This is a genomic window from Mesorhizobium kowhaii, from assembly GCF_042431665.1.
Lineage (GTDB): Bacteria > Pseudomonadota > Alphaproteobacteria > Rhizobiales > Rhizobiaceae > Mesorhizobium > Mesorhizobium kowhaii.
This window is the reverse complement of record NZ_JBHLYT010000027.1, coordinates 50,252-70,326: the sequence shown is the minus strand read 5'-3', so window position 1 is coordinate 70,326 and position 20,075 is coordinate 50,252. Positions and strand designations below refer to the sequence as shown.

Below are 20,075 nucleotides of genomic sequence, written 5' to 3'. Positions count from 1 at the left end.
ATCATGGACGCAACTATGTATCTACCATTGCACTTCAACGAACCAAGGGTGGATGTCCTTCATAAGCTGATTGAGGAACATCCTCTCGGCATCCTGTTCACCTGTAGCAAGGAGGGGATGGGCGCAAATCACATTCCCTTCCTCCTTGACTCCGGTCAGGGCCTGTTGGGAACCCTTCATTGCCACGTCGCTCGGGCGAACCGTGTCTGGCAAGATGTTGCCGATGGGGATGGGGTGCTTGTGGTGTTTCGCGCTGCGGATGCCTACGTCACACCAACCTGGTACCCAAGCAAGCGTGAGACGGGGCAACAGGTACCCACATGGAACTACATGGTCGCTCATGCCGAGGGCAAAGTAAGGATTCGTGATGACGAGCGTTATGTCCGCGGCATGGTCGCTCGCTTGACGCGCTTTCACGAGGCAAAGCGAGAAGCGCCGTGGAAAATGACCCATGCTCCCAAGCAGTATATTGATGACATTGTGAAGGCTATCGTCGGGCTTGAGATCGAAATCACGAAGCTGATTGGCAAGTCGAAACTTGGGCAAGATGACAGCATACGCGACATGCGTGGAGCCGGACTGGGTCTCAAGGCCCAAGGCGATGTTTTGCTCGGTGAGGCTATGATTACGCGCGCACACAAGGATCGCCAGACCTAGGTTGTGCCGGCTGCGTGTTGTCGAGACTGAGATGCTGGGATGAGATTGGCCCAATATCAGGCTTGCTGTTGTCCCGACAGCTAATGGTCAAGCTTCAATGTGCGAATGCGATTTCGGCATAGACTGCAAGTGCTGGGTGGCGCATTCAAAGGTGAAGCACGCGCTCAGTCCTCCTTTGACACCACAACGGTACACGCGCTCGAGCCAGTGTTTTCCTCGTTCTGGAGTATCTGGATGTGCGCGCCGGCTGTATCGCGTCGCCGAATGAGATTTTCAATCGGGCGATGGTCCGGACGACGACCAAAGACCCTGGTGTAAAATGCTTTGGCTACGCCAATGTCCGCCTCAATGGCCGAATAGACACGTTGAATGCGCATTTGACCTTCCGGATTTTTGGCAATTAATTTCCGCAGGATCGAAAGTACCCTCTCATCTGGTCAAAAATCAATCGACAGCAGCGTTTGGAATCTAGCCGAGACGAACAACCGCTTTCCGGAGACAAATTGTTCACGTTTGACGTCTCCGCGCATTTCGGGCATTCGCGACGTGCCGTCGGCAGATGGCCATCATATCTCGATGCGCTAAAGCGGCCACCAACCTGTTCGATGGCTACGACAGTGCCCGTCGACAGGCCCGCAAGCCTGATACCACCTAGATCAACGTCTGCGCCCGTCGCAGAAATCGTATTTTCATCGGTCATTATATTGACTTTCGTCTCCGCGCTGTTTACGGTCAATATAATGACCGACATAGACAATCCGACCGGTCCCAAGCTCCAGGATTGGCGAGAATGACCCCACTAGTTGCCTGCAGGGCGCTTATCTCTTCGCGAATTGCTCGATCGGCAATCATGAATGCGAACATGCATCGCCCTTCGGATGTGCTTCATACCGCGTTGTTCGGTCCATGAGCTTGATGGCTGCAGGCTTGGCCGCCGCCGCTTTTGGTGCCGGCGATTTTCTTGGAGGGGTAGCCGCTCGCGACTCTGATTGGCGACAGGTTGTATCGGTGGCGCTCGGAGCCGGCCTGGTGGTGCTGGGAGCCGTTGCTTGGTTCGGGGGCGGTTTCACCTCTCCGCTTCCGCTGGTCTGGTGTCTATCCGCCGGCGCGGGATTCGCCGTCGGCGTCTCGCTGCTCTATCGCGCGCTGGCCGAGGGACAGATGACGGAGGTCGCGCCGATCACCGCCATCGTCGCGATCGCCGTACCGGCCTTCGTCGATGTCCTGGCGGGCAAGGCCGTGACCGCTCAATTGGTCGGGGGGCTGGTGACTGCCGGCCTCAGTGCCGCTCTGCTGTCAGGTTTGACCGGTGATTGGAGCAAAAGCATGCGAAACCGGGCGACGCTTCTGGTCGCAATCGGCTCCGGGCTCGGTCTGGCCTTGTTCTACATCGGCCTTGATAAGGTCGGTGCGGCAGGCGGAGGCATCTGGGGCGTGCTGCTCGTCCGCGCCACTGCGCTTGTGGCTACAGCCAGCTTGGCGTTGAGGCGCCGGAGTCGGGCGTTGCCCCCGCGCACCTTGGGCATCGCTGTTGGCGCCGGTCTCCTCGATGGAACCGCAACCCTTCTGCTGATGATGGCATTCGCCACGGGAGGGCTTGCCGAAACCGCGGCCGTCGCCTCGCTCTATCCTGTTGCTACAATCTTTCTGGCTATCATCGTTCTACGCGAACGGCCTTCGATATCCCAGGCAATCGGGCTGCTTCTGGTCATCCCCGCGATCTTCCTTCTCAAAGCAGGATGAAAGGCTCACGATGCACGTTCAACCAACGCCGTACAGGCAGTTGGCGTCAACGGCATGCCTTGAAATGGTGCTGTCGTTTTCAGCACAACGATACGAGTTCGTTAGTCGATAAGGGCCGGCGATCAGGATTTGCGTGGATCAACGGGCCCCGTTCTCGGCACCGGCCTCATGCTCGGCGATGCAGAGCTCGAGCGCGCTCGCCGCATTGAGTATATGCGCGCATCCTCCGCGCGGCTGCCTCGCCGTCCCCTTTCGCGATCTAGGAATGTGGGGCCATGATCCCCTGGTGAGAGAGGGCCGTTCTATAATCCAGACGTCGCAGCGTATGTTTTCGCACCGGGTTTGCTCGACGATGCAACTATAGTAGAGCACGTCGCACGCGGCCTAGAAGGCCGACGGCTCCTCCAACAAGATCACGCTACATGAACGAGGCCGCCATGACCGCTCAGCCGACATTTGCCCTGAACCACATGACCGCACCGCGGCTCGACTGCCGGAAGTTCATCGACCTGGCGGCATCCTTGAACTGTGTCGGCGTCGAGCTTCGCAATGACATGGCCGACAAGAAGCTGACCACAGCCCAGTTCTTCGACGGCGAGTCGCCGGCGACTATCGGTGCATATGTCCGTGCTAAAGGACTGCGCCTGCTAGGCCTGTCGGAGGCCTACGGCTTCAACGCCTGGTCCGACAGCATGCGCGACAAGGTACAGCTGCTCATTACTCAGGCGGCGGAGGCAGGGGCGGAGTCGATAAGCCTCATTCCGCGCAATGATGCGCCGGTCTATGCTGGGAACGAGCGCGACGAGGCGTTGCGTCGGGCATTGGGCGAGATCATCCCAATGCTCGACAAGGCAAAGCTCATTGCCCTGATCGAGCCGCTGGGATTTGTCACCTCGTCGCTGCGCCACAAGGCGGACGCTATCGCCAGCATCAAGGCGGTGGGCGGCGAAGCGCATTTCAAACTCGTGCACGACACGTTCCACCATCACCTCGCAGGCGAACGGAATTTCTTTCCGGAGTTCACGGGCATTGTCCACATTTCTGGTGTTGTCGACCCTGCCCTGGCGCCTGAAGACATGCAGGACGGGCACCGTATCCTCGTCGATAATCGCGACCGCCTCGACAATTTGGAACAGTTTCGCGCTTTGCTGAACGCCGGATATGCAGGGGCATTCTCCTACGAAGCATTTTCCGCCGAGGTGCATGCTTTCACGGCTCCTGCCGTATCGCTCAGACAGAGCATGGAGTTTATAGTTACGAACTTAGCTCGATAGCTGCGACCGGCATCGAGATAACCCCAGATGTAAAGGCGCAGCATGTCTGCCGAACAGAAGTCCGACTTTCCGGTCGATGCAGAGCCCGCGCCCTTGCAAACATTGGATAGCCTTGCACTCGGACTGGCCGACGACGATGACTAGGCGAGCGAAGACTACCTCCGTCACCTCGCACTGCGAACGTTCCAGATGCACTGCCGAGCACCGAGATCGCGCCTGATTTCCGCGAGCAAATCGAGGGTCTGCGCCTGGATCGATACGTCGAGCGCCGAGGCGGGCTCGTCGGCGACAAGCAGATCCGGTTACAGCATGAGCGCTCGTGCCAGGCCGATACCCTGCCCCTAGCCACCCGAGAACGCGTGTGGATAGCGCTCGGCGGCGCCGGCGCCGGCGCCCGGTCCGGGCAGGGACTAGCCCTTTTCGACGCTGGCTTGAGAGCGGCTTTGAAGGGGTGTTCTGTTCACTCAGGCTGGCATGCTGAAGTGTGCCTGCGCCGGAAGACCTGGAACCGCTGCATCAGCGGCTGGCAATCGGTGCCTTGCGCGTGCGGCCCCAAAGGACGAACAGCGATAGCGCCAGGAAGATGATGTTCATCGGCAGGGTGTGACCGGTTTCGCCTCGAAATGCATGGAAGCCTACGGCCAGCACTTGAATGGTGACAAATCCGAGCGCGGCCAGGGGCGTCAGGAACGGCAGGATGCGCGTCGCCGCCGGAAGAATCATGCCGAGTGCGCCGGCCAGCTCGCATAGTCCGATGAAGCGCAGCAACCAGATTGGGACTTCAGTTGCCCAGGCAATACCCATCGGCGCAAGAGCCGACGGATCCATGAATGTCTTCATGATGCCCGGCATGCCGAACAGGATGAAGAGTGCGATCTGGGCGACCCACAGCCCGATGTGCCACGGACGAGAGGACGAGTTAGAGGCAGTGTGAGCTTGAGAAACAGACATGGCGGCTATGACCTGATTTGGAGGTTCAGCAGAAACATCGCTCTGTGTGGCTGGACACCACGCTATGGACGTTCAATGGTTCAGCACGACTTTGCCCCCGGCGCCAGCGGCGACGGCGTTCTGGGCGGCGCCGATTTGATCCAGCGAGAAGGTCTTTGCGACCGGGATGGTCAATAGACCGCGTGACGCGGCGTCAGCCACTGCGGCCAGCGTAGCCGCGTCCGCGCGATGGTAGAGTTCATAGATTGTCACGCGATCGCGAACATTGCCGTATTCCGGCACGGGAACGATGCTGGCAACCTGACCACCGTCTCGCACGTGTCGGACGAGGTTGCTCGCGGCGGGTGCCGCAGCGCTGATCGCATAGTCGAATGTCGCGGCAGCCGGCGGCTGGGTGATATCGAGCGCCTCGCCAGCCAGTTGGCGCGCCTCTTCGAGCTGATCGGGACGGACACCGGCCACCGGTTTTGCCCCAATCTCCTGGAGATATTGGATTGCGGCGCGTCCGACCGCGCCGATGCCTCCCGAAATCAGGACGCGGTCGCCCGCCGTGACGCCAAGGGCATCCACGGATTGTCGTCCGGTGAGACCGGCTTTCGGTAGAGCAGCACCTTGTTCGAATGTGAGATTGGCAGGAAGTTTGGCGACAGCCGTGACAGGAACAACTCCGTATTCGGCATGGGCGCCCCTGCCGTTCGCCGCGAAGTCGGCAATCACCCGATCGCCGATCACGATTCCGGTCACGCCCGCGCCGACCTCGACAACGGTACCGGCAGCATCACCGCCCAACACCGCGGGAAGTTCCAAAGGGATGTATTGGGCCATGTAGCCTTGGCGGATAATCAGGTCGAAATGATTGACCGCCGAGGCTTCGATCTTGATCAGCACCTCGCCGGCTTCCGGTTTGGGCATAGGAACGTCATCGATGACGAACTGATCAATGTCCCCATAGGCTTTGAGACGGGCAGCTTTCATATGTCGGCACCTTCGTGTATTTTGACGCAGAGATACGATAAGGTTCAGTATCGTTCATATGATATGATTGACTATCGTATCGGAGTCAAGCCGCATGAAATCCTGGTCTCCCGACCATCCCAAAGCGAAGTTGATGGCGAGCAAGCGTGCCGACATCCTCGCGGCCGCAAAGGCATCATTCCTCGACACTGGCTACGAGGGGACGAGCATGGAAAGCATCGCCAAGACGGCGAACGTCTCGATCATGACTCTCTACCGGCATGCAGAGAGCAAGGACGAGCTGTTCTCGGCCGTCATCTCCAATGCCTGCGATCCCGACGACGAAGCCGAGCAGGCAGAGTGGGCGGCCCTTCTGGAGAAGCCGCTAAGAGACGTCTTGATCTGGGCGGGGATGACAGCGCAGACCCGTTTGACGGACCCAGACACCATAGCCCTCATGCGCACTGTTATCGCCGAGGCCACACGCTTCCCCGGTTTGGCAGGGATGGCGCATACCAGCCTCGTGGGCAATCTCGAAGGCATGCTTGCGTTCACGCTCGGACTTAAGCAGGAAACCAGCGGGCTCAGTGCGGAGCGCCGACGTGAACTCGCCGTCCAATTCATCGATCGGCTGCTCGGTAGCCATATGCTCGGCCTGCTAATGGGGCTTGCCGGCCCTTCCAGACGGGAGCAGCAGGAAAGAAGCGAGACCGCTGCCGACGGGTTGATCAGTTCGCTTGGCTAGCGGTGTCTGCAGGCTTTGATGTCGCGCGGCGGCTTCGAACGTCCTAAGCGTTGAAAGCGGCAGGTTGCGGAGATCCTCTATCTTCGTCTTCGTTTCAGCACCCGTTGCTGCATCTGAGCAACTGCGGTTTCATCCCGGTGCAAGTAGCCTTTCAGCACTGCTCTCCTGCCGCCAACGGGCAGGCTGACTTTCAGACCTCAATTCGCAGCCGGGTTCGCTGCAGTTCCGCCACAGACATGATGAAGCGAAGCTCCTCAGTCCCGCAATTGAGATAAGCGTGCTTGTCCTCCGTTCGCGCCAGCAACGAAGCGCCAGATTTGATCACAAGATCCGTGTCGGCCAGTCTCAGCGTCAGCTCACCCGTTTCCACATTAATAAGCTCCAGCGTGCCGGGGGAGTGCCCGGGCGATTCAAACGTTTCGCCAGGAAACATTATCCATCTCCAAAGCTCGATCATGTCAGGACCATGGGTTCCCACAAGCAGCGTGGCACTTCCCCCATGAGGACCTCGCCATAAGGTCGAGGCATCATGCGGCTGCACAATTCGGGCTGGCACGCTTGGCGCCACATTCACGAAGTCAGCAACGGAAACACCAAGGGCGGTCGCGGTTCTGCAAAGAATGGCGATGCTCGGATTGGCCGTTCCCTTCTCGATTTCGACGAGCATTCCTTTGCTTACGCCCGATCTTCGAGAGAGCTCATCGAGTGTCAGGGCACTTTGTCGCCTGAAATTCCTGAGGTTTTGGGACACCGATGCGTTGACAAGTTCGACATCGGCGCCCGATTCGGTCGATATATTGACTTTGCGATCCATGGTCGTTATTATACACCAACATGGTCAGTGAGAGCCAGAGGGACATGATAGATTTTCCGATAGTCGACAAGGAGATAGCCGGGATCGCCCCAGATTTCCGGGCAATCAGCATCTTTGTCGATTCCAGCAAAGCCACGAAGGGAAAATTCGATCCCGCCATTCTGCTGGGTGCCTGCGATTTCGTATCCTCCGGTGGGCCAGAGTGGGGAAACGCGCATATGGCCAGTTGGGCTGAAGCATATAGCCGCTTCGGAGCGAAACCAAATCGGACGCCGTGTTCTGCTCAAGCTTTGAGGAAGCGGGTGGAGAAAGACGGGTATGTCCCGTCGATCAATCCGGTTGTCGACCTCTACAACGCCGTGAGCCTTCGCTTTGCCATTCCAGTGGGTGGCGAAAATTTTGACGCCTATTCAGGCAAGCCAAGGTTGTCGGTCGCAGACGGCACAGAAGACTTCGACACAGTCATGAACGGAGAGGCAATCATTGAAAATCCCGCCAAGGGAGAGGTTATTTGGCGAGATGACTTGGGCGTCACATGCCGCCGGTGGAATTGGCGACAGGGCACGCGCACCCGGCTGGAGATTGTTGGAGGCCGGATGTGGTTCATTTTGGAGAGCTTGGCAGCGATGCCTGAGGAGGCGCTCGACGAGGCGGGCAACATGCTGGCTGGCGGCCTAAGAGATCTGGCGCCGGGATGTGAGATCTACAAACACAAGGTTGTCGTCGGCTAACTAGCCAGCGACCAGCCAGACACATAAAAAATCAGTCAGACGACTTGCGACGCTCCAAGCGCCGCATGAGCGGTTGTTTGGAACAGCTTCTTCCCCTGACTCGTCGTGAAATGTTTTTGCTGCGGAAACGCGGCAATGGCGGAGCTGTGCCTGCGGCGGAGCAGGCAGGCGCCAAACTCAATGAGGCCATGATGCGAACCGACACATCCACCCCTGCCCTGCTCGTGAAGGACGTTCACAAGAGCTTTGGGAAACACGAAGTTCTCAAGGGGGTTTCCCTCGCTGCGGAAAAGGGCGACGTCGTTTCGATCATTGGATCCTCGGGTTCGGGGAAAAGTACTTTCCTGCGATGCATCAATTTTCTCGAAATTCCCGATCGGGGAACCTTCCAGATAAACGGGGAAAATGTGGTGTTCCGTAAGGGACATGATGGAAAGTACCACCCTGCCAGCTGGCGGCAGATCGAACGGCTTAGAAGCGGCCTTGGAATGGTTTTCCAGAGCTTCAATCTCTGGCCCCACATGACAGTTCTTCAAAATGTGATCGAAGCCCCCGTGCAGGTCCTCAGGGTCGATCGACGTGTAGCGATAGAGAAGGCCGAGGCATTGCTGGCCAAGGTCGGGCTCTATGAGAAAAAGGACGCTTATCCGGCATTTCTATCGGGCGGCCAGCAACAGCGTGCGTCCATCGCACGGGCCCTCTGCGTCGATCCCGCAGTCATGCTGTTCGATGAGCCGACATCAGCGCTCGATCCGGAACTTGTCGGTGAAGTGCTGAAAGTGATCCGAGGCCTGGCCGAAGAAGGCCGCACTATGGTGATGGTCACTCACGAGATGAAGTTCGCGCGCGATGTTTCCAATCGCGTCATGTTTTTGCACCAAGGCCAGGTGGAGGAAGTCGGTCCGCCCGCCCAGGTCTTCGGTGCACCCACCAGCGCTCGCTGCAAGGAGTTTGTTGCAGCCGGTTCGCACTAGCCACTCCATCAACCAACAGCAAAGGGGAACACAGAATGAAGCATTTGGTAACAGCTCTGGCTTTTGCAGCTTTTATGGTCACAGCGAACGCTCATGCCGAGATTCGCTTTGGCGTCGTCAATGAGGCCTACCCGCCCTACACCACAAAGGACGCGTCCGGTAAGTCGGTTGGCTGGGAAATCGATCTGATGGACGCCCTCTGTGAGGACCTAAAGGAAAAGTGCACCATCGTCGATGTTGCCTGGGACGGACTCATTCCAGCCCTGGAGAGCAAGAAGATCGATGTGATCTGGTCCTCGATGTCGATCACCGACGAGCGCAAGAAGCGCATCGATTTCACTGACAAGTATTACTCAGCGCTGGCCGGCATGGTCGGCCCCAAGGACGGCGTTATGGGTGCTGCCACGGAGCAGTTGAAGGGAAAGACGATCGGGATCGCTGTTTCCACGACCCAGTCAATGTACTTCAAGAAGCACTTCGCCGACATCGCGACCGAGAGGAGCTATTCGACCGTCGATGAATCTTTCCAGGATCTGGCGTCGGGACGGATCGACTATGTCTTCGCCGACACCGGGCCGCTTAAGGAGTTTCTCAAGACCGACCTCGGCAAGGGATGCTGCGAATACAAGGGCAGCGTTGCACCTGACGACGCCATTCTTGGCGCCGGCGTCGGCGGAGGAGTGCGCAAGGGGGACGACGAACTTCGCGAAAAGCTGAATGCAGCGATCAAGGCCGTCAGGGCCAGCGGCAAATACGCCGAATTCAGCAAGAAGTACTTCGACTACGACCCCTATTGAGAACCCGAGGACAAGGCAGATTTGCCGCCATGCATTGGCGGTGAATCTGCCACTCCCATTGGCGAAGGCTTCCCATGAATTCCTCCAATTCGGTTCTGGAACTGCTGTCCATAGCACCGCCTGGCTGGGGCGGTGTGCTGCTCGTTGGAGCGTTGGCGACGCTTCTGATCTCATTTGGCGCTTACCTATTCGGCATGGCGTTGGGACTGTGCGGCGCCCTTGGCAAGCTGAGCGGTTTTCGACCGCTCCAGTACGTCTTCAACGCCTATACGACGATCGTAAGGGCAGTCCCGGAGCTCATTCTCATAGTGTCCCTATACTACGCGGGAACGGATGGCCTGAACCGGCTCCTCGCTGCAGCAGACCTGGGTCCGATCGAGGTCAATGGCCTTGTCGCGGCAGTGGCAGTCCTGGGCTTTGTTCAAGGGGCCTATATGACAGAGGTGCTGCGCGGAGCAATCCTTGCAATTCCGGTCGGACAGCTCGAAGCGGCCAAAGCGTTCGGAATGCGCCCTGCACTGCGTTTTCGCAGGATCATACTGCCTGCTCTTGTCCCGAATGCCTTGCCCGGTTTCGCAAACCTCTGGGTGTCCGTCATCAAGGACAGTGCCCTTATCGCGGTTGTCGGATACCAGGAACTGGCTCTCGCGGCCCGGGTCGCCGCCAGCAACACAAAGCAATATATGCTTTTCTTTCTGGCAGCGGCCGCGCTCTACCTGGTCATCACAATCCTATCAAACACGCTTTTCTCCGCGCTTGAAGCTTATTTCCGCCGCGGACAAAGACCGCTGTCGTAAGGGGAAGCGAAATGGAATTCGGCTGGGTTTTGGAATACAGAGACCTGCTGTTGCATGGTGCTTTTCTCACGTGCGTATTGCTGGTGATCTCTGTCATTTTCGGGTTCTCATTGGCAATTTTTCTGGCCGTAGCGCAGGTAGGCGACAGCGCAATCGCCCGGTGGATTTCCAGGGGCTACTGCACGTTCTTCCGTGGCACTCCTTTGCTGATCCAGCTTTGGCTCATCTACTACGGTCTTGGCTCCTATCTTCCTTACATTCCCGGACTGAGGACCAGCTTTCTCTGGCCTGTCATGCGTGAGGGCTTGTTCTTTGCGGCACTCGCCCTCACCTTGAATTTCGCGGCCTATCAAGGCGAGATTCTGCGGGGCGCGATGCTGGCTGTACCGAAAGGGGAGCTTGAAGCAGCCAGGGCAGTCGGCATGTCTGCGAGAATGATCCTGCGCCGGATCTGGCTGCCGAGAGCCATACGCATCGGATTGCCGACGTTTGCAGGTGAGGTGGTCCTTCAGCTCAAATCCACACCCATCGTTTTCTCGGTAACGGTCATGGATCTCTACGGCGCCGCCTACAAGATCCGCCAGGATACGCTCCTGGTTTATGAGCCACTCGTGGTTGTCACCGTCTTTTACGTTGGCCTGACCTTCGTAATCACACAAGTTTTCCAGAAGATGGAAAACGCCGTGCCTGTTCAGCGGCGACACGGCATCTAAACACTCAAGCCAACAACGAGGTTAATCAATGTCCAGACCAGACAAGCACGCGTTGTCGACGCTCGCCTTCAACACCCTTTCGGTCCATGGTGGCAACGAGATCGACAAGACGTCCGGTGCTATTCGCACACCGATCGTTATGGCCAATTCGTATCTCCTCCCCCACGACCCATCCACCATGGACTGGTCCGACACCGAAACCCCCTCCTACACGCGCAATTCCGGCCACAACCAGATCGGCCTGCAGCGCAAGCTGGCGGCGCTCGAGGGCGGCGAAGATGCCGCCGTTTTCGCGACCGGCATTGCGGCTCTCCATGCCGTGTTCTTCACCTTCCTGAAGACTGGCGACCACGTCATCGTCGGCGATGTCACCTACGAGGCAGTCTGGCGCCTCTTTGCAGAACTCCTGCCGCAGCGCTACCAGATCGAGGCAACCTTCGTCGACATGGGCGACATGGACGCCGTAAGAGCCGCCGTGCGGCCGAACACCAAGCTGATCCATACCGAAACGATCGCAAATCCCACCACGAAGGTCGCCGATATCGCAACCCTCGTCTCGATCGCCAGGCAAGCCGGCGCTCTGTTGAGCGTGGACTCAACCTTCACCCCTCCACCCTTTTTCCGGCCGCTGGCGCTCGGAGCAGATCTCGTCAGCCATTCGCTGACCAAGTACATCAACGGCCATGGTGATGCGATGGGCGGCGTGGTCATCGGCTCGAAGGAGCTCATCCATCACGTCAAAGCCGATGCCCTGGTCGATCTGGGAGGAACAATCTCCCCCTTCAACGCCTGGCTGATCATGCGCGGCTCGGTCACTTTGCCGCTTCGGCTCAGGCAGCAGTTCTCGACCGCGGAACTTGTCGCCCAGTCCCTCGCTGCCGACAAGCGAGTCGCCTATGTCACCTACCCAGGCCTTGAAAGCCATGACCAGCATCAGGTGGCGAAGAAGCAGTTCGCCGGCAAGGGCTATGGCGCGATGATGGCCTTCGCGGTCGAAGGCGATCCCGACACTCAAAATCGGTTTGTCGCAAATCTGAAGGTGATCACCTCGGCGGTCTCGCTCGGTCACGACGAGAGCCTGATCGTGCATGTGGGCGGCAGCGGTCGCGGCGGCTCGGATCGCTATCCGCCCAACTTCCAGAAGTATGGGCATTTGCGCCTCTCGATCGGTCTTGAAGATCCCGATGATCTCATCAAAGACATCAAAAGCGCCCTCGACCAAACGTTCGCTCAGGCCTGACGGCGGTCGAACGCAATTTCGAATGCGCTGTGAATTGCTTGTCGCGAGCAATTCACAGCGCATTCGGAATGGCCGCGCTTCAGAGCCGATAGCAGTTCCGGCAACGCAGTGTTTGCAATTGGATTATCTGTGAGATGCAAGACCAGGACGGCAGCAGGTTGAGCAAAATGCCTAGCTCTTTGGTCCATTTGCGTCGTTCCGCCCGAGCGATCCGCATCTCACAATCGCGAACCTGGAATTTCAGCGGAGAACTGTCATGACAATCTACAACATCGCACTGATCGGCTTCGGCGGCGTCAACCGCGCTCTGGCGGAACTCATCGCCACAAGAAACCATCTGTGGGAACGCGAGCTAGGTTTCCGTTTGAAGATCGTCGCCGTCAGCGACCTCCATCTCGGCTCGGTCATCTCGCCAAACGGCCTTGATGCCAAAACGCTTGTCGACGCGAATTTTGCAAAAGGCGGCTTCGGACAGCTTTCGGGCGGAAGTTCCGAGGCAGACAACGAGACCGTCATCAAAACCGCACCGGCAGACATCGTGGTCGAGGCGACCTTCACCAATCCAACTGATGGTGAGCCCGCAGTTTCCCATTGCCGCTGGGCGCTGCACACCGGCAAGCATGTCGTCACCACAAACAAGGGGCCGGTGGCGATTGCAGCGCGGGAGCTAAAGGCGTTGGCGAAGGCCAACGGCGTTCGTTTCGAGTATGAAGGTTCGGTCATGAGCGGAACCCCGGTTATCCGGATGGCGGAAAAGACCCTGGCGGGCGCCGAACTGAAGGGCTTCGAGGGTATTCTCAACGGGACATCGAACTTCGTGCTTGGCCGTATGGAAGGCGGACTGGACTTTGCTTCCGCTGTCAAAGAAGCGCAACAACTCGGCTATGCAGAGGCCGACCCCACAGCCGACGTCGAAGGCTTTGACGTGCGTCTCAAAGTGGTCATTCTGGCAAATGAATTGCTGGGAGCAAACCTCAAGCCGGACGACGTTATCTGCAAGGGTATTTCCAGTCTCTCTCCTTCAGATATTGAGGCAGCGGCTAAGGCCAACAGCCGCTGGAAGTTGATTGGATCTGCTGTCCGGACCGAGGATGGCCAGGTCACCGGCAGTGTTGCGCCCAGGCGCCTTGCTCTGGAGCACCCGCTGGCAGCAGTCAATGGAGCGACCAACGCTGTGTCGCTGAACACCGAACTGCTCGGCGCAGTGACAATCACCGGGCCAGGAGCCGGCCGGATCGAGACCGCATACGCGCTCCTTTCCGACATCATTGCAATTCACGCCGCCCGCTCTTCGGCCGTCGCGCAGGAGGCTGCATAGTGCCCAATCTTGCTCTCAGCAAAACGACATTCGCTGAAGAAATCATCGTCAGCAATCCGTTTGACGGCACGGTGGTCGGAACGGTTTCAGAGACCAGCGCTACAGAGGTGAATGCGCTTCTGGAGCGAGCGAGACGAGGCGCGCAGATCGCGAAGGCGCTGCCCCGACACAAACGCTCCGCAATCCTTGAGACGGCCGCGGCGGCCATCGTGGCTGCAATGGACGAATTCGCCCTCGTTATTGTCAAGGAAGCAGGCAAGACGGTCACTCAGGCGCGCAAAGAGGTAACTCGGTGCGCGAACACACTCAGGCTTTCCGCCGAGGAGGCCAAACGCAACGCCGGCGAGGTCATTCCGTTCGACTCCTTCGCAGGCTCGGAGTCTCGCCAGGGTTGGTACACAAGAGAGCCGCTGGGCATCATTACCGCCATCACGCCCTACAACGATCCTCTTAACCTCGTTGCTCACAAACTCGGCCCTGCAATCGCAGGCGGGAACGCCGTGCTTTTGAAACCGTCCGAACTGACCCCTCTTTCTGCAATCAAACTCGTCCAGATTTTGATCGAAAGCGGTCTTCCGGAGGAAGTCGTGACGGTTGCGATCGGGGGGGCCGACCTGGGGAAGGCCCTTGTTTCAGCCAGGGATGTTCGCATGGTCTCCTTCACCGGCGGCTTCGCCACCGGCGAAGCGATTGCAAAGAACGCCGGCATCAAAAAGCTCGCGATGGATCTTGGTGGCAATGCACCTGTCATCGTCATGGAAAATTGTAACTTTGAAGCCGCTGTCGAGGGATGCGTGTCAGGAGCGTTCTGGGCAGCGGGTCAAAATTGCATCGGCACGCAACGGATCCTCGTTCAGCGCTCCATCTATGAACGGTTCAGGACGAAATTCGTCGCCGCAACGAAGCAACTCAAGACTGGCAATCCCCTAAATGCAGATACCGATGTCGGTCCGATGATATCGGACAAGGCAGTTGGTCGAGCTGCCGCCATGGTCGATCGAGCTCTCGCCTCTGGCGCGAAGCTCCTGTGTGGCCACCAGCCGGTCGGCAATCTCTACCCGCCGACCATCCTGGAAGGCGTTTCTTGGGCTTGTGACGTCTGGACTGAAGAGGTGTTCGCACCAATCGTCATTCTTGAACCCTTCGATGAACTCCCCGATGCCATCGTCCTTGCAAATGGCCCTGAATACAGCCTTCACGCCGGCATTTTCACCAACGACCTGGAGGGAGCCCTTGAAGCTGCGGACAGGATCGACGCTGGCGGCGTCATGATCAACGACTCCTCCGACTACCGGTTCGACGCGATGCCGTTTGGCGGGTTCAAGTACGGCAGCATGGGTCGCGAGGGTGTGCGGTTCGCCTATGAAGACATGACACAGCCGAAGGTTGTGTGCATCAACCGTTTGAGACGGTGATGGCAGGGCCGGGTTACTTCAGTTCCACAGCGCACCCAGGAGTGTTTAAATGTTCAAAGGTTCCATCACTGCGCTCGTAACGCCGTTCGCGGATGGTCGCATCGATGAGGTTGCTCTGCGCGACCACATCAATTGGCAGATCGAGGAAGGGGCGTCTGGCCTGGTTCCCTGCGGAACCACAGGAGAGAGCCCTACCCTCAGCCATGTCGAGCACAAGGAGGCTGTCGAGATCACGATCGAGATGGCCAAAGGCCGTGTCCCGGTGATCGCGGGGGCGGGCTCCAACAGTACGGACGAGGCGATCGACTTTGTGCTGCACGCCCAAAAGGCTGGCGCTGACGGCCTGTTGATCGTCTCCCCTTACTACAACAAGCCCACCCAGGAAGGCATCTATCAGCATTTCAAAGCGATCGATGCGCAGGCAACCATTCCAATCATCGTCTACAATATTCCCGGGCGAAGCGCCGTCGATATCCACGTCGAAACCTTGGCGCGGATTTTCAAGGACTGCCGAAACGTCACGGGCGTGAAAGACGCGACTGGCAACATCCTGCGCCCGTCTCTCGAGCGGATGGCTTGCGGAAAGGACTTCAATCTTCTCTCCGGTGAGGACGGGACAGCACTGGGCTACATGGCCCATGGAGGACACGGCTGCATCTCGGTTACGGCGAATGTCGCGCCGCGCCTGTGTGCCGACTTTCAGCGAGCCTGCCTGAATGCGCAGTATGCCGCCGCCCTGGAGTTGCAGGATCGCCTGATGCCTCTGCATCGGGCCCTTTTCCTCGAGACCAACCCTGCTGGACCGAAATATGCGCTACAGCGTCTCGGTCGGATGGGCGGAGACCTGCGACTGCCGCTTGTTCCAGTGAGCCCCTCAGTCCGGGAGGAAATCGATCAGGCGCTACGTCACGCCGGACTCCTGTCGTTGTGAGGGCAGAGATCGTGATTGTCGAACGCATCGAATCCGACCTCATAGGACCGCTCGCTATCCCAGGCAACGTGCTCTACGGCGTGCATACCCGGCGCGCGGAACAGAATTTCGACGTATCGGGACTACGGTTGAAAGACTTTCCAGAGCTGATCCAGTCCATGGCGATGGTGAAAAAAGCTGCAGCGCTGGCCAACAGAGATCTCGGATTTCTCCCGCCCGAAAAGGCGCAAGCGATATCGGACGCTTGTGACAAACTCGTGGAACTCAGGAGGATCGAAGAAAACTTTCCCGTCGACATGATGCAAGGCGGAGCAGGCACGTCCACGAACATGAATGTCAACGAGGTTGTCACCAACCTGGCGCTGATAAATCTCGGCGCTAACGTTGGTGACTACGCAAAACTGCACCCGAATGATGACGTCAACCTCTCTCAATCGACAAACGATGTCTATCCAACAGCAATCCGCCTGACGATATTGCGAGCCTGCGACGGACTGGTGTCGGCACAAGTCAACTTGCGTGACGCCTTTCGAGCGAAAGCATCCCAATACGCCGAGGCGCTCAAGGTCGGTCGGACCCAGCTTCAAGATGCCGTGCCGATGACCGCCGGCCAGGAGTTCGAGGCTTTTGCCGAGCTCATTGACGAGGACATAATCCAGGTTCAGTCGGCATCAAGACTCTTGTTGGAAGTCAATCTAGGGGGGTCGGCAATTGGGACGTCGATCAACGTGCCTCGTGGGTTCCCAACCATTGCCTGCCGCCATCTTTCAGAAATTTCCGGCGTTCAGCTTGTTGCTGCCCGCAATTTCATCGAGGCCACCTCGGATACAGGCGGATTCGTTTCATTCTCGGGAGTCCTGAAGCGCATTGCAGTCAAGCTCACAAAGATCTGCAACGATCTCCGGCTGTTGAGCAGCGGACCGCTTGCTGGATTGGGAGAGGTTCGACTGCCACCGGTGCAAGCTGGCTCCTCCATCATGCCGGGCAAGGTCAATCCTGTCATCCCTGAGATGATGAACCAACTCAGTTTCCAGGTGATTGGAAACGACCTCACCGTCACCCTTGCCGCAAGCGCCGGGCAACTGCAATTGAATGCAATGGAGCCGGTAATCGTATTGAACATTCTTCAATCGATGCGGATGTTGACGAGAGGGATGGGGATTTTCAAGCAGCGTTGCGTTGATGGTATCGAAGTCGACGTGGATCGCTGCAAGGCCCTGCTTGACCAGTCCCTTGTTCTGGCCACGCCCTTGGCAAGGCTCATCGGATACAGCAAAGCGGCGGAGCTGTCCAAAAAGGCATTGGCCAGCAAGAGGAACCTGCGCCAGGTCGTGGACGAAGAGCGAGTTCTATCTCCTGGTCATGTGGAGCAAATTTTCGGCGATAGTGCTGAGTTTGCAGGTTTCTCGAACGACCCTTCGGCTTAAGGGAGGCTATGTGTGGCTGTATTTACTGCGCTTACCGACACGGATCGCGACGCGATCGCCATTGCGTACGGGATGACCAATTTGTCGTCTGTTGTCGGAATAGCCGACGGTGACAGGGAGACGACGTACCTTTTCCGTACAGGAGAAGGCGAGTTCATCGTTACTCTTTTCGAGAACGGCGCCGAACCACTTGATTTGGAACGCGCCTTCGTCACCATGGAGACACTGCATAGCAACGGCGTCCCTTGTCCCAAACCGATGCGTACGACTGATGGTCTTGCCACCCTTCAGGCCGCTGGCCGGCTCGTTGCAATTGTCAGCTTTTTATCAGGTTCGTCGACAAACGATCCGACTCTAGCGAGATGCAAGAGCCTCGGTCGCCTCATGGCACGTGTTCATACTATTCTGCAGCGCAGCCAAAAAACCCAGCAAACAGAGTTGCCAACAGGCGCCGTGCATGGCGCGCTGGTTTGCCAGAACGTTTTCTTCCTTGGCGACGAGGTCAGTGGCGTCATAAACTTCAGACTGCGCCATGATGATATCCTCATCTCCGAAATTGCGGATGTTCTGGTCGGTTGGACAAGCCAACCGAATGGAGCGCTGGATGACCAAAAGTCTGGCGCTATTCTCGCCGGTTATCAGAGTGTCAGGAGGCTTACGGGCACCGAGAAGGGAGCTCTCCCGGGCTTTGTATTAGCGTCTGCAGCCAGACGATACGCAAGTGACAAGAACAGAACTCGCCTCCCCGAAGCCGCTATATTGGCTTATGATTCATTGCGTTCTGAAATCATAGTCTGACGCCGGCTCCAAACACATCATGAAGTATCTCCTCGACCGTACGGATGAACAGATTCTTCGCGAGTTGAGGACCAACGCGCGCATTTCCCATGCAGAGCTGTCCGCCAAGGTGAATTTGTCCCGCAATGCGGTTCGAGTTCGCATTGAGCGGCTTGAACGCGAAAGCTTCATTAAGGGATACACGATAGTCACCGGCGAAGGTGGCAACGATCAGCACGTCACCACCGCACTCATGTTTGTCTATCGTCATGACCGCATGAGAGGCGGCGACGTCCTTCAGGCGATCCGGAAGATTCCCGAGGTCGTCTCGTGTGATGTGATGACGGGCGATTTCGACCTTCTGGTAAGGGTTGAGTCCCAAGAAGCCGATCGCATTCGCCAGATCTGGCAGCAGGTATCTGAAATGCCGGGCGTGCGGGATACTCTGACAGCATTTGTCCTATCGTCAGTTATTCGAAGGCAAGACCTTCACGCGCGGAAGTAGCCCCTGGTTTTTTGATCCTCACTAAAAAGGGCCGGATAGCCTGTCTGGCCCTTTTGTTTAGATCACTTTTCTCAGCTACTTCGAGCCAACCTTGGCAAGCAACTCGTACTGCTGGCGTCGAAGCCTCAATCCGTATCGCTTTCGCTTTGTAAAATGTCATAGCTATGAAACGACGCGAACGGACGGCTGAAAATGGGATGCAGCGCCCACGCCTTTCCAACCGAGTTCAGGTGCGATTTTAGCGATGAAATCGCCAATGATCTGCTCGTATTCTTGCTGCTCGAACTCATAGGGCAGCTCCAGCCGAAGCTCCTCGACATGGCTCAGCACCGAGTCACGAGACAACTGGTCAAGAATCTGCTCCGAAGTGCCGGTTACATCTGGAGCAAAAAGCGTGCGCCGCTCGCCATTCGGCTGCAATGTCCTGGCGTGTCGGCGCGCCGCGTAGTCTTGGTATTTCCTGCGTGTGCGCGGATCGGCGCCGTCGAAGGGAACGATAACGCGCCCTAGCGCGATGCGCGGGTGATCGGCGGCCTCGTGATAGGCTGAAATCTGGCGTAACTGCGCCTCGAAGAAATCGTCCGTCTCCTCGCCTGTCGTCACGTTGCTGAGCAGAAGACTGAAGCCGCTACGGCCGGCCCAGCCGGCGGAGCGAAGCGATCCGCCGCCATACCAGAGCCGGTCGACAAGACCTCTTGCATGAGGCTGCAGGCGTGGCCGCACACGGCCGCCGGGCACCTCGATATAGGCGTCGGGGGCGCCAAGAAATTCGGAGCGCAGATTGTTGGCAAAACGGATCACGCGTTCATGCGACATATCGTGGTCGCGCCAGTTGCCATCGAACACGAGTGGCCCCAGGAGGTCGGCATGCAAGGGAACCCCGGCGCTCAAGCCTATGTTCAGGCGCCCACGCGAGAGAACGTCGACAGTCGATAGATCTTCCGCCAGCCGCCACGGGCTCTCATAGCCGATCTGGATCACTGCAGATCCCAGTTCGATACGGCTGGTGCGTTGCGTTGCCGCCGCCAGGAAAATGCCGGCGGAGGAGACGCCATGCTCCAGATGGCGCTGCCTGACCCAGGCACTGTCATAGCCGAGCCGTTCGCCGAGTTCGAAAAGCTGCAGCGTCCTTTCCAGCCCGTCGAACGGATCATCGTCGTGAAAATTGCCTGGCGTCAGGAAGCCCAGATGTCTGATGACGTTCGACAAGGTCTGAAACCTTTCGGATGTTGTGTGATGGCTGAAGGGTCGACCGATCTGCCTTGATCGAAACTGATTTCTCTGACCTCGCGACCGGACGAACGCCCGATCG

General features: G+C 58.0%; 20 protein-coding genes and 1 pseudogene. 16 read left to right on the top strand and 5 right to left on the bottom strand.

The window, feature by feature from the left end; genetic code table 11:
* Positions 1-3: 3 nt before the first annotated feature.
* From ACFFNA_RS17075 to ACFFNA_RS17065, 3 genes are all read left to right on the top strand, one after another.
* Entirely contained in the window at positions 4-657 is a 654-nt protein-coding gene (locus ACFFNA_RS17075) for an FMN-binding negative transcriptional regulator (RefSeq protein ID WP_378920070.1), read from the top strand.
* Positions 658-1,665: 1,008 nt separating this feature from the next.
* Positions 1,666-2,400, top strand: a complete 735-nt coding sequence (locus ACFFNA_RS17070; protein WP_378920068.1) for an EamA family transporter — start codon at positions 1,666-1,668, stop codon at positions 2,398-2,400.
* 422 nt (positions 2,401-2,822) lie between these two features.
* The gene (locus ACFFNA_RS17065) at positions 2,823-3,674 is read left to right on the top strand and encodes a TIM barrel protein (protein WP_378920066.1); all 852 of its coding nucleotides are present in this window, start codon (positions 2,823-2,825) and stop codon (positions 3,672-3,674) included.
* A gap of 203 nt (positions 3,675-3,877) precedes the next feature.
* Here the strand turns inward: ACFFNA_RS17065 and ACFFNA_RS17060 are convergent.
* The 3 genes and pseudogenes from ACFFNA_RS17060 to ACFFNA_RS17050 all read right to left on the bottom strand — a co-directional run.
* Positions 3,878-4,045, bottom strand: a pseudogene (locus tag ACFFNA_RS17060) (microcin ABC transporter ATP-binding protein); the annotation flags it as partial.
* Between the two features lie 145 nt (positions 4,046-4,190).
* On the bottom strand, positions 4,191-4,625 hold the full coding sequence (locus tag ACFFNA_RS17055) for a DoxX family protein (protein WP_378920064.1): 435 nt from the start codon (positions 4,623-4,625) through the stop codon (positions 4,191-4,193).
* Between the two features lie 72 nt (positions 4,626-4,697).
* A complete protein-coding gene (locus tag ACFFNA_RS17050; protein ID WP_378920062.1) occupies positions 4,698-5,513 on the bottom strand; it encodes an NADP-dependent oxidoreductase in 816 nt (271 codons plus the stop codon).
* A gap of 181 nt (positions 5,514-5,694) precedes the next feature.
* Between ACFFNA_RS17050 and ACFFNA_RS17045 the strand changes: the two genes are divergently transcribed.
* Positions 5,695-6,324 carry a TetR/AcrR family transcriptional regulator gene (locus ACFFNA_RS17045; RefSeq protein ID WP_378920060.1) on the top strand — a complete coding sequence of 210 codons (630 nt, stop codon included), beginning with the start codon at positions 5,695-5,697 and terminating at the stop codon, positions 6,322-6,324.
* Between the two features lie 190 nt (positions 6,325-6,514).
* Here the strand turns inward: ACFFNA_RS17045 and ACFFNA_RS17040 are convergent, their stop codons facing one another.
* On the bottom strand, positions 6,515-7,138 hold the full coding sequence (locus ACFFNA_RS17040) for a helix-turn-helix domain-containing protein (protein ID WP_378920058.1): 624 nt from the start codon (positions 7,136-7,138) through the stop codon (positions 6,515-6,517).
* Positions 7,139-7,182: 44 nt separating this feature from the next.
* Here ACFFNA_RS17040 and ACFFNA_RS17035 point away from each other — a divergent pair, with 44 nt between their 5' ends.
* The 12 genes from ACFFNA_RS17035 (at position 7,183) to ACFFNA_RS16980 (ending at position 18,763) form a co-directional block, all read left to right on the top strand.
* Positions 7,183-7,869: a B3/B4 domain-containing protein gene (locus ACFFNA_RS17035; RefSeq protein ID WP_378920056.1), complete on the top strand. Its 687-nt coding sequence runs from the start codon at positions 7,183-7,185 to the stop codon at positions 7,867-7,869.
* Between the two features lie 191 nt (positions 7,870-8,060).
* Positions 8,061-8,843 (top strand): ABC transporter ATP-binding protein, encoded by a 783-nt coding sequence (locus tag ACFFNA_RS17030; RefSeq protein ID WP_378920114.1) that lies wholly within the window; start codon positions 8,061-8,063, stop codon positions 8,841-8,843.
* A gap of 35 nt (positions 8,844-8,878) precedes the next feature.
* Positions 8,879-9,640, top strand: coding sequence for a transporter substrate-binding domain-containing protein (locus ACFFNA_RS17025; RefSeq protein ID WP_378920054.1), 762 nt, complete (start codon positions 8,879-8,881; stop codon positions 9,638-9,640).
* A 74-nt stretch (positions 9,641-9,714) separates the two neighbouring features.
* Positions 9,715-10,437 (top strand): ABC transporter permease, encoded by a 723-nt coding sequence (locus ACFFNA_RS17020; protein ID WP_378920052.1) that lies wholly within the window; start codon positions 9,715-9,717, stop codon positions 10,435-10,437.
* Positions 10,438-10,448: 11 nt separating this feature from the next.
* Positions 10,449-11,150 (top strand): ABC transporter permease, encoded by a 702-nt coding sequence (locus tag ACFFNA_RS17015; RefSeq protein ID WP_378920050.1) that lies wholly within the window; start codon positions 10,449-10,451, stop codon positions 11,148-11,150.
* A 28-nt stretch (positions 11,151-11,178) separates the two neighbouring features.
* A complete protein-coding gene (locus ACFFNA_RS17010) occupies positions 11,179-12,390 on the top strand; it encodes a trans-sulfuration enzyme family protein (protein WP_378920048.1) in 1,212 nt (403 codons plus the stop codon).
* Positions 12,391-12,646: 256 nt separating this feature from the next.
* On the top strand, positions 12,647-13,708 hold the full coding sequence (locus ACFFNA_RS17005; protein ID WP_378920046.1) for a homoserine dehydrogenase: 1,062 nt from the start codon (positions 12,647-12,649) through the stop codon (positions 13,706-13,708).
* Positions 13,705-15,123 (top strand): aldehyde dehydrogenase family protein, encoded by a 1,419-nt coding sequence (locus tag ACFFNA_RS17000; protein ID WP_378920112.1) that lies wholly within the window; start codon positions 13,705-13,707, stop codon positions 15,121-15,123. The genes ACFFNA_RS17005 and ACFFNA_RS17000 overlap by 4 nt, the downstream gene beginning before the upstream one ends.
* A gap of 49 nt (positions 15,124-15,172) precedes the next feature.
* Complete coding sequence (dapA, locus tag ACFFNA_RS16995) at positions 15,173-16,054, top strand: 4-hydroxy-tetrahydrodipicolinate synthase (protein ID WP_378920044.1); 882 nt, start codon at positions 15,173-15,175, stop codon at positions 16,052-16,054.
* An 11-nt stretch (positions 16,055-16,065) separates the two neighbouring features.
* Complete coding sequence (locus ACFFNA_RS16990) at positions 16,066-17,481, top strand: aspartate ammonia-lyase (RefSeq protein ID WP_378920042.1); 1,416 nt, start codon at positions 16,066-16,068, stop codon at positions 17,479-17,481.
* Positions 17,482-17,493: 12 nt separating this feature from the next.
* The gene (locus ACFFNA_RS16985; RefSeq protein ID WP_378920040.1) at positions 17,494-18,279 is read left to right on the top strand and encodes a phosphotransferase; all 786 of its coding nucleotides are present in this window, start codon (positions 17,494-17,496) and stop codon (positions 18,277-18,279) included.
* A 19-nt stretch (positions 18,280-18,298) separates the two neighbouring features.
* A complete protein-coding gene (locus ACFFNA_RS16980; RefSeq protein ID WP_378920038.1) occupies positions 18,299-18,763 on the top strand; it encodes an Lrp/AsnC family transcriptional regulator in 465 nt (154 codons plus the stop codon).
* Positions 18,764-18,925: 162 nt separating this feature from the next.
* Here the strand turns inward: ACFFNA_RS16980 and ACFFNA_RS16975 are convergent, their stop codons facing one another.
* The gene (locus ACFFNA_RS16975) at positions 18,926-19,972 is read right to left on the bottom strand and encodes an LLM class flavin-dependent oxidoreductase (RefSeq protein WP_378920036.1); all 1,047 of its coding nucleotides are present in this window, start codon (positions 19,970-19,972) and stop codon (positions 18,926-18,928) included.
* Positions 19,973-20,075: the final 103 nt, after the last annotated feature.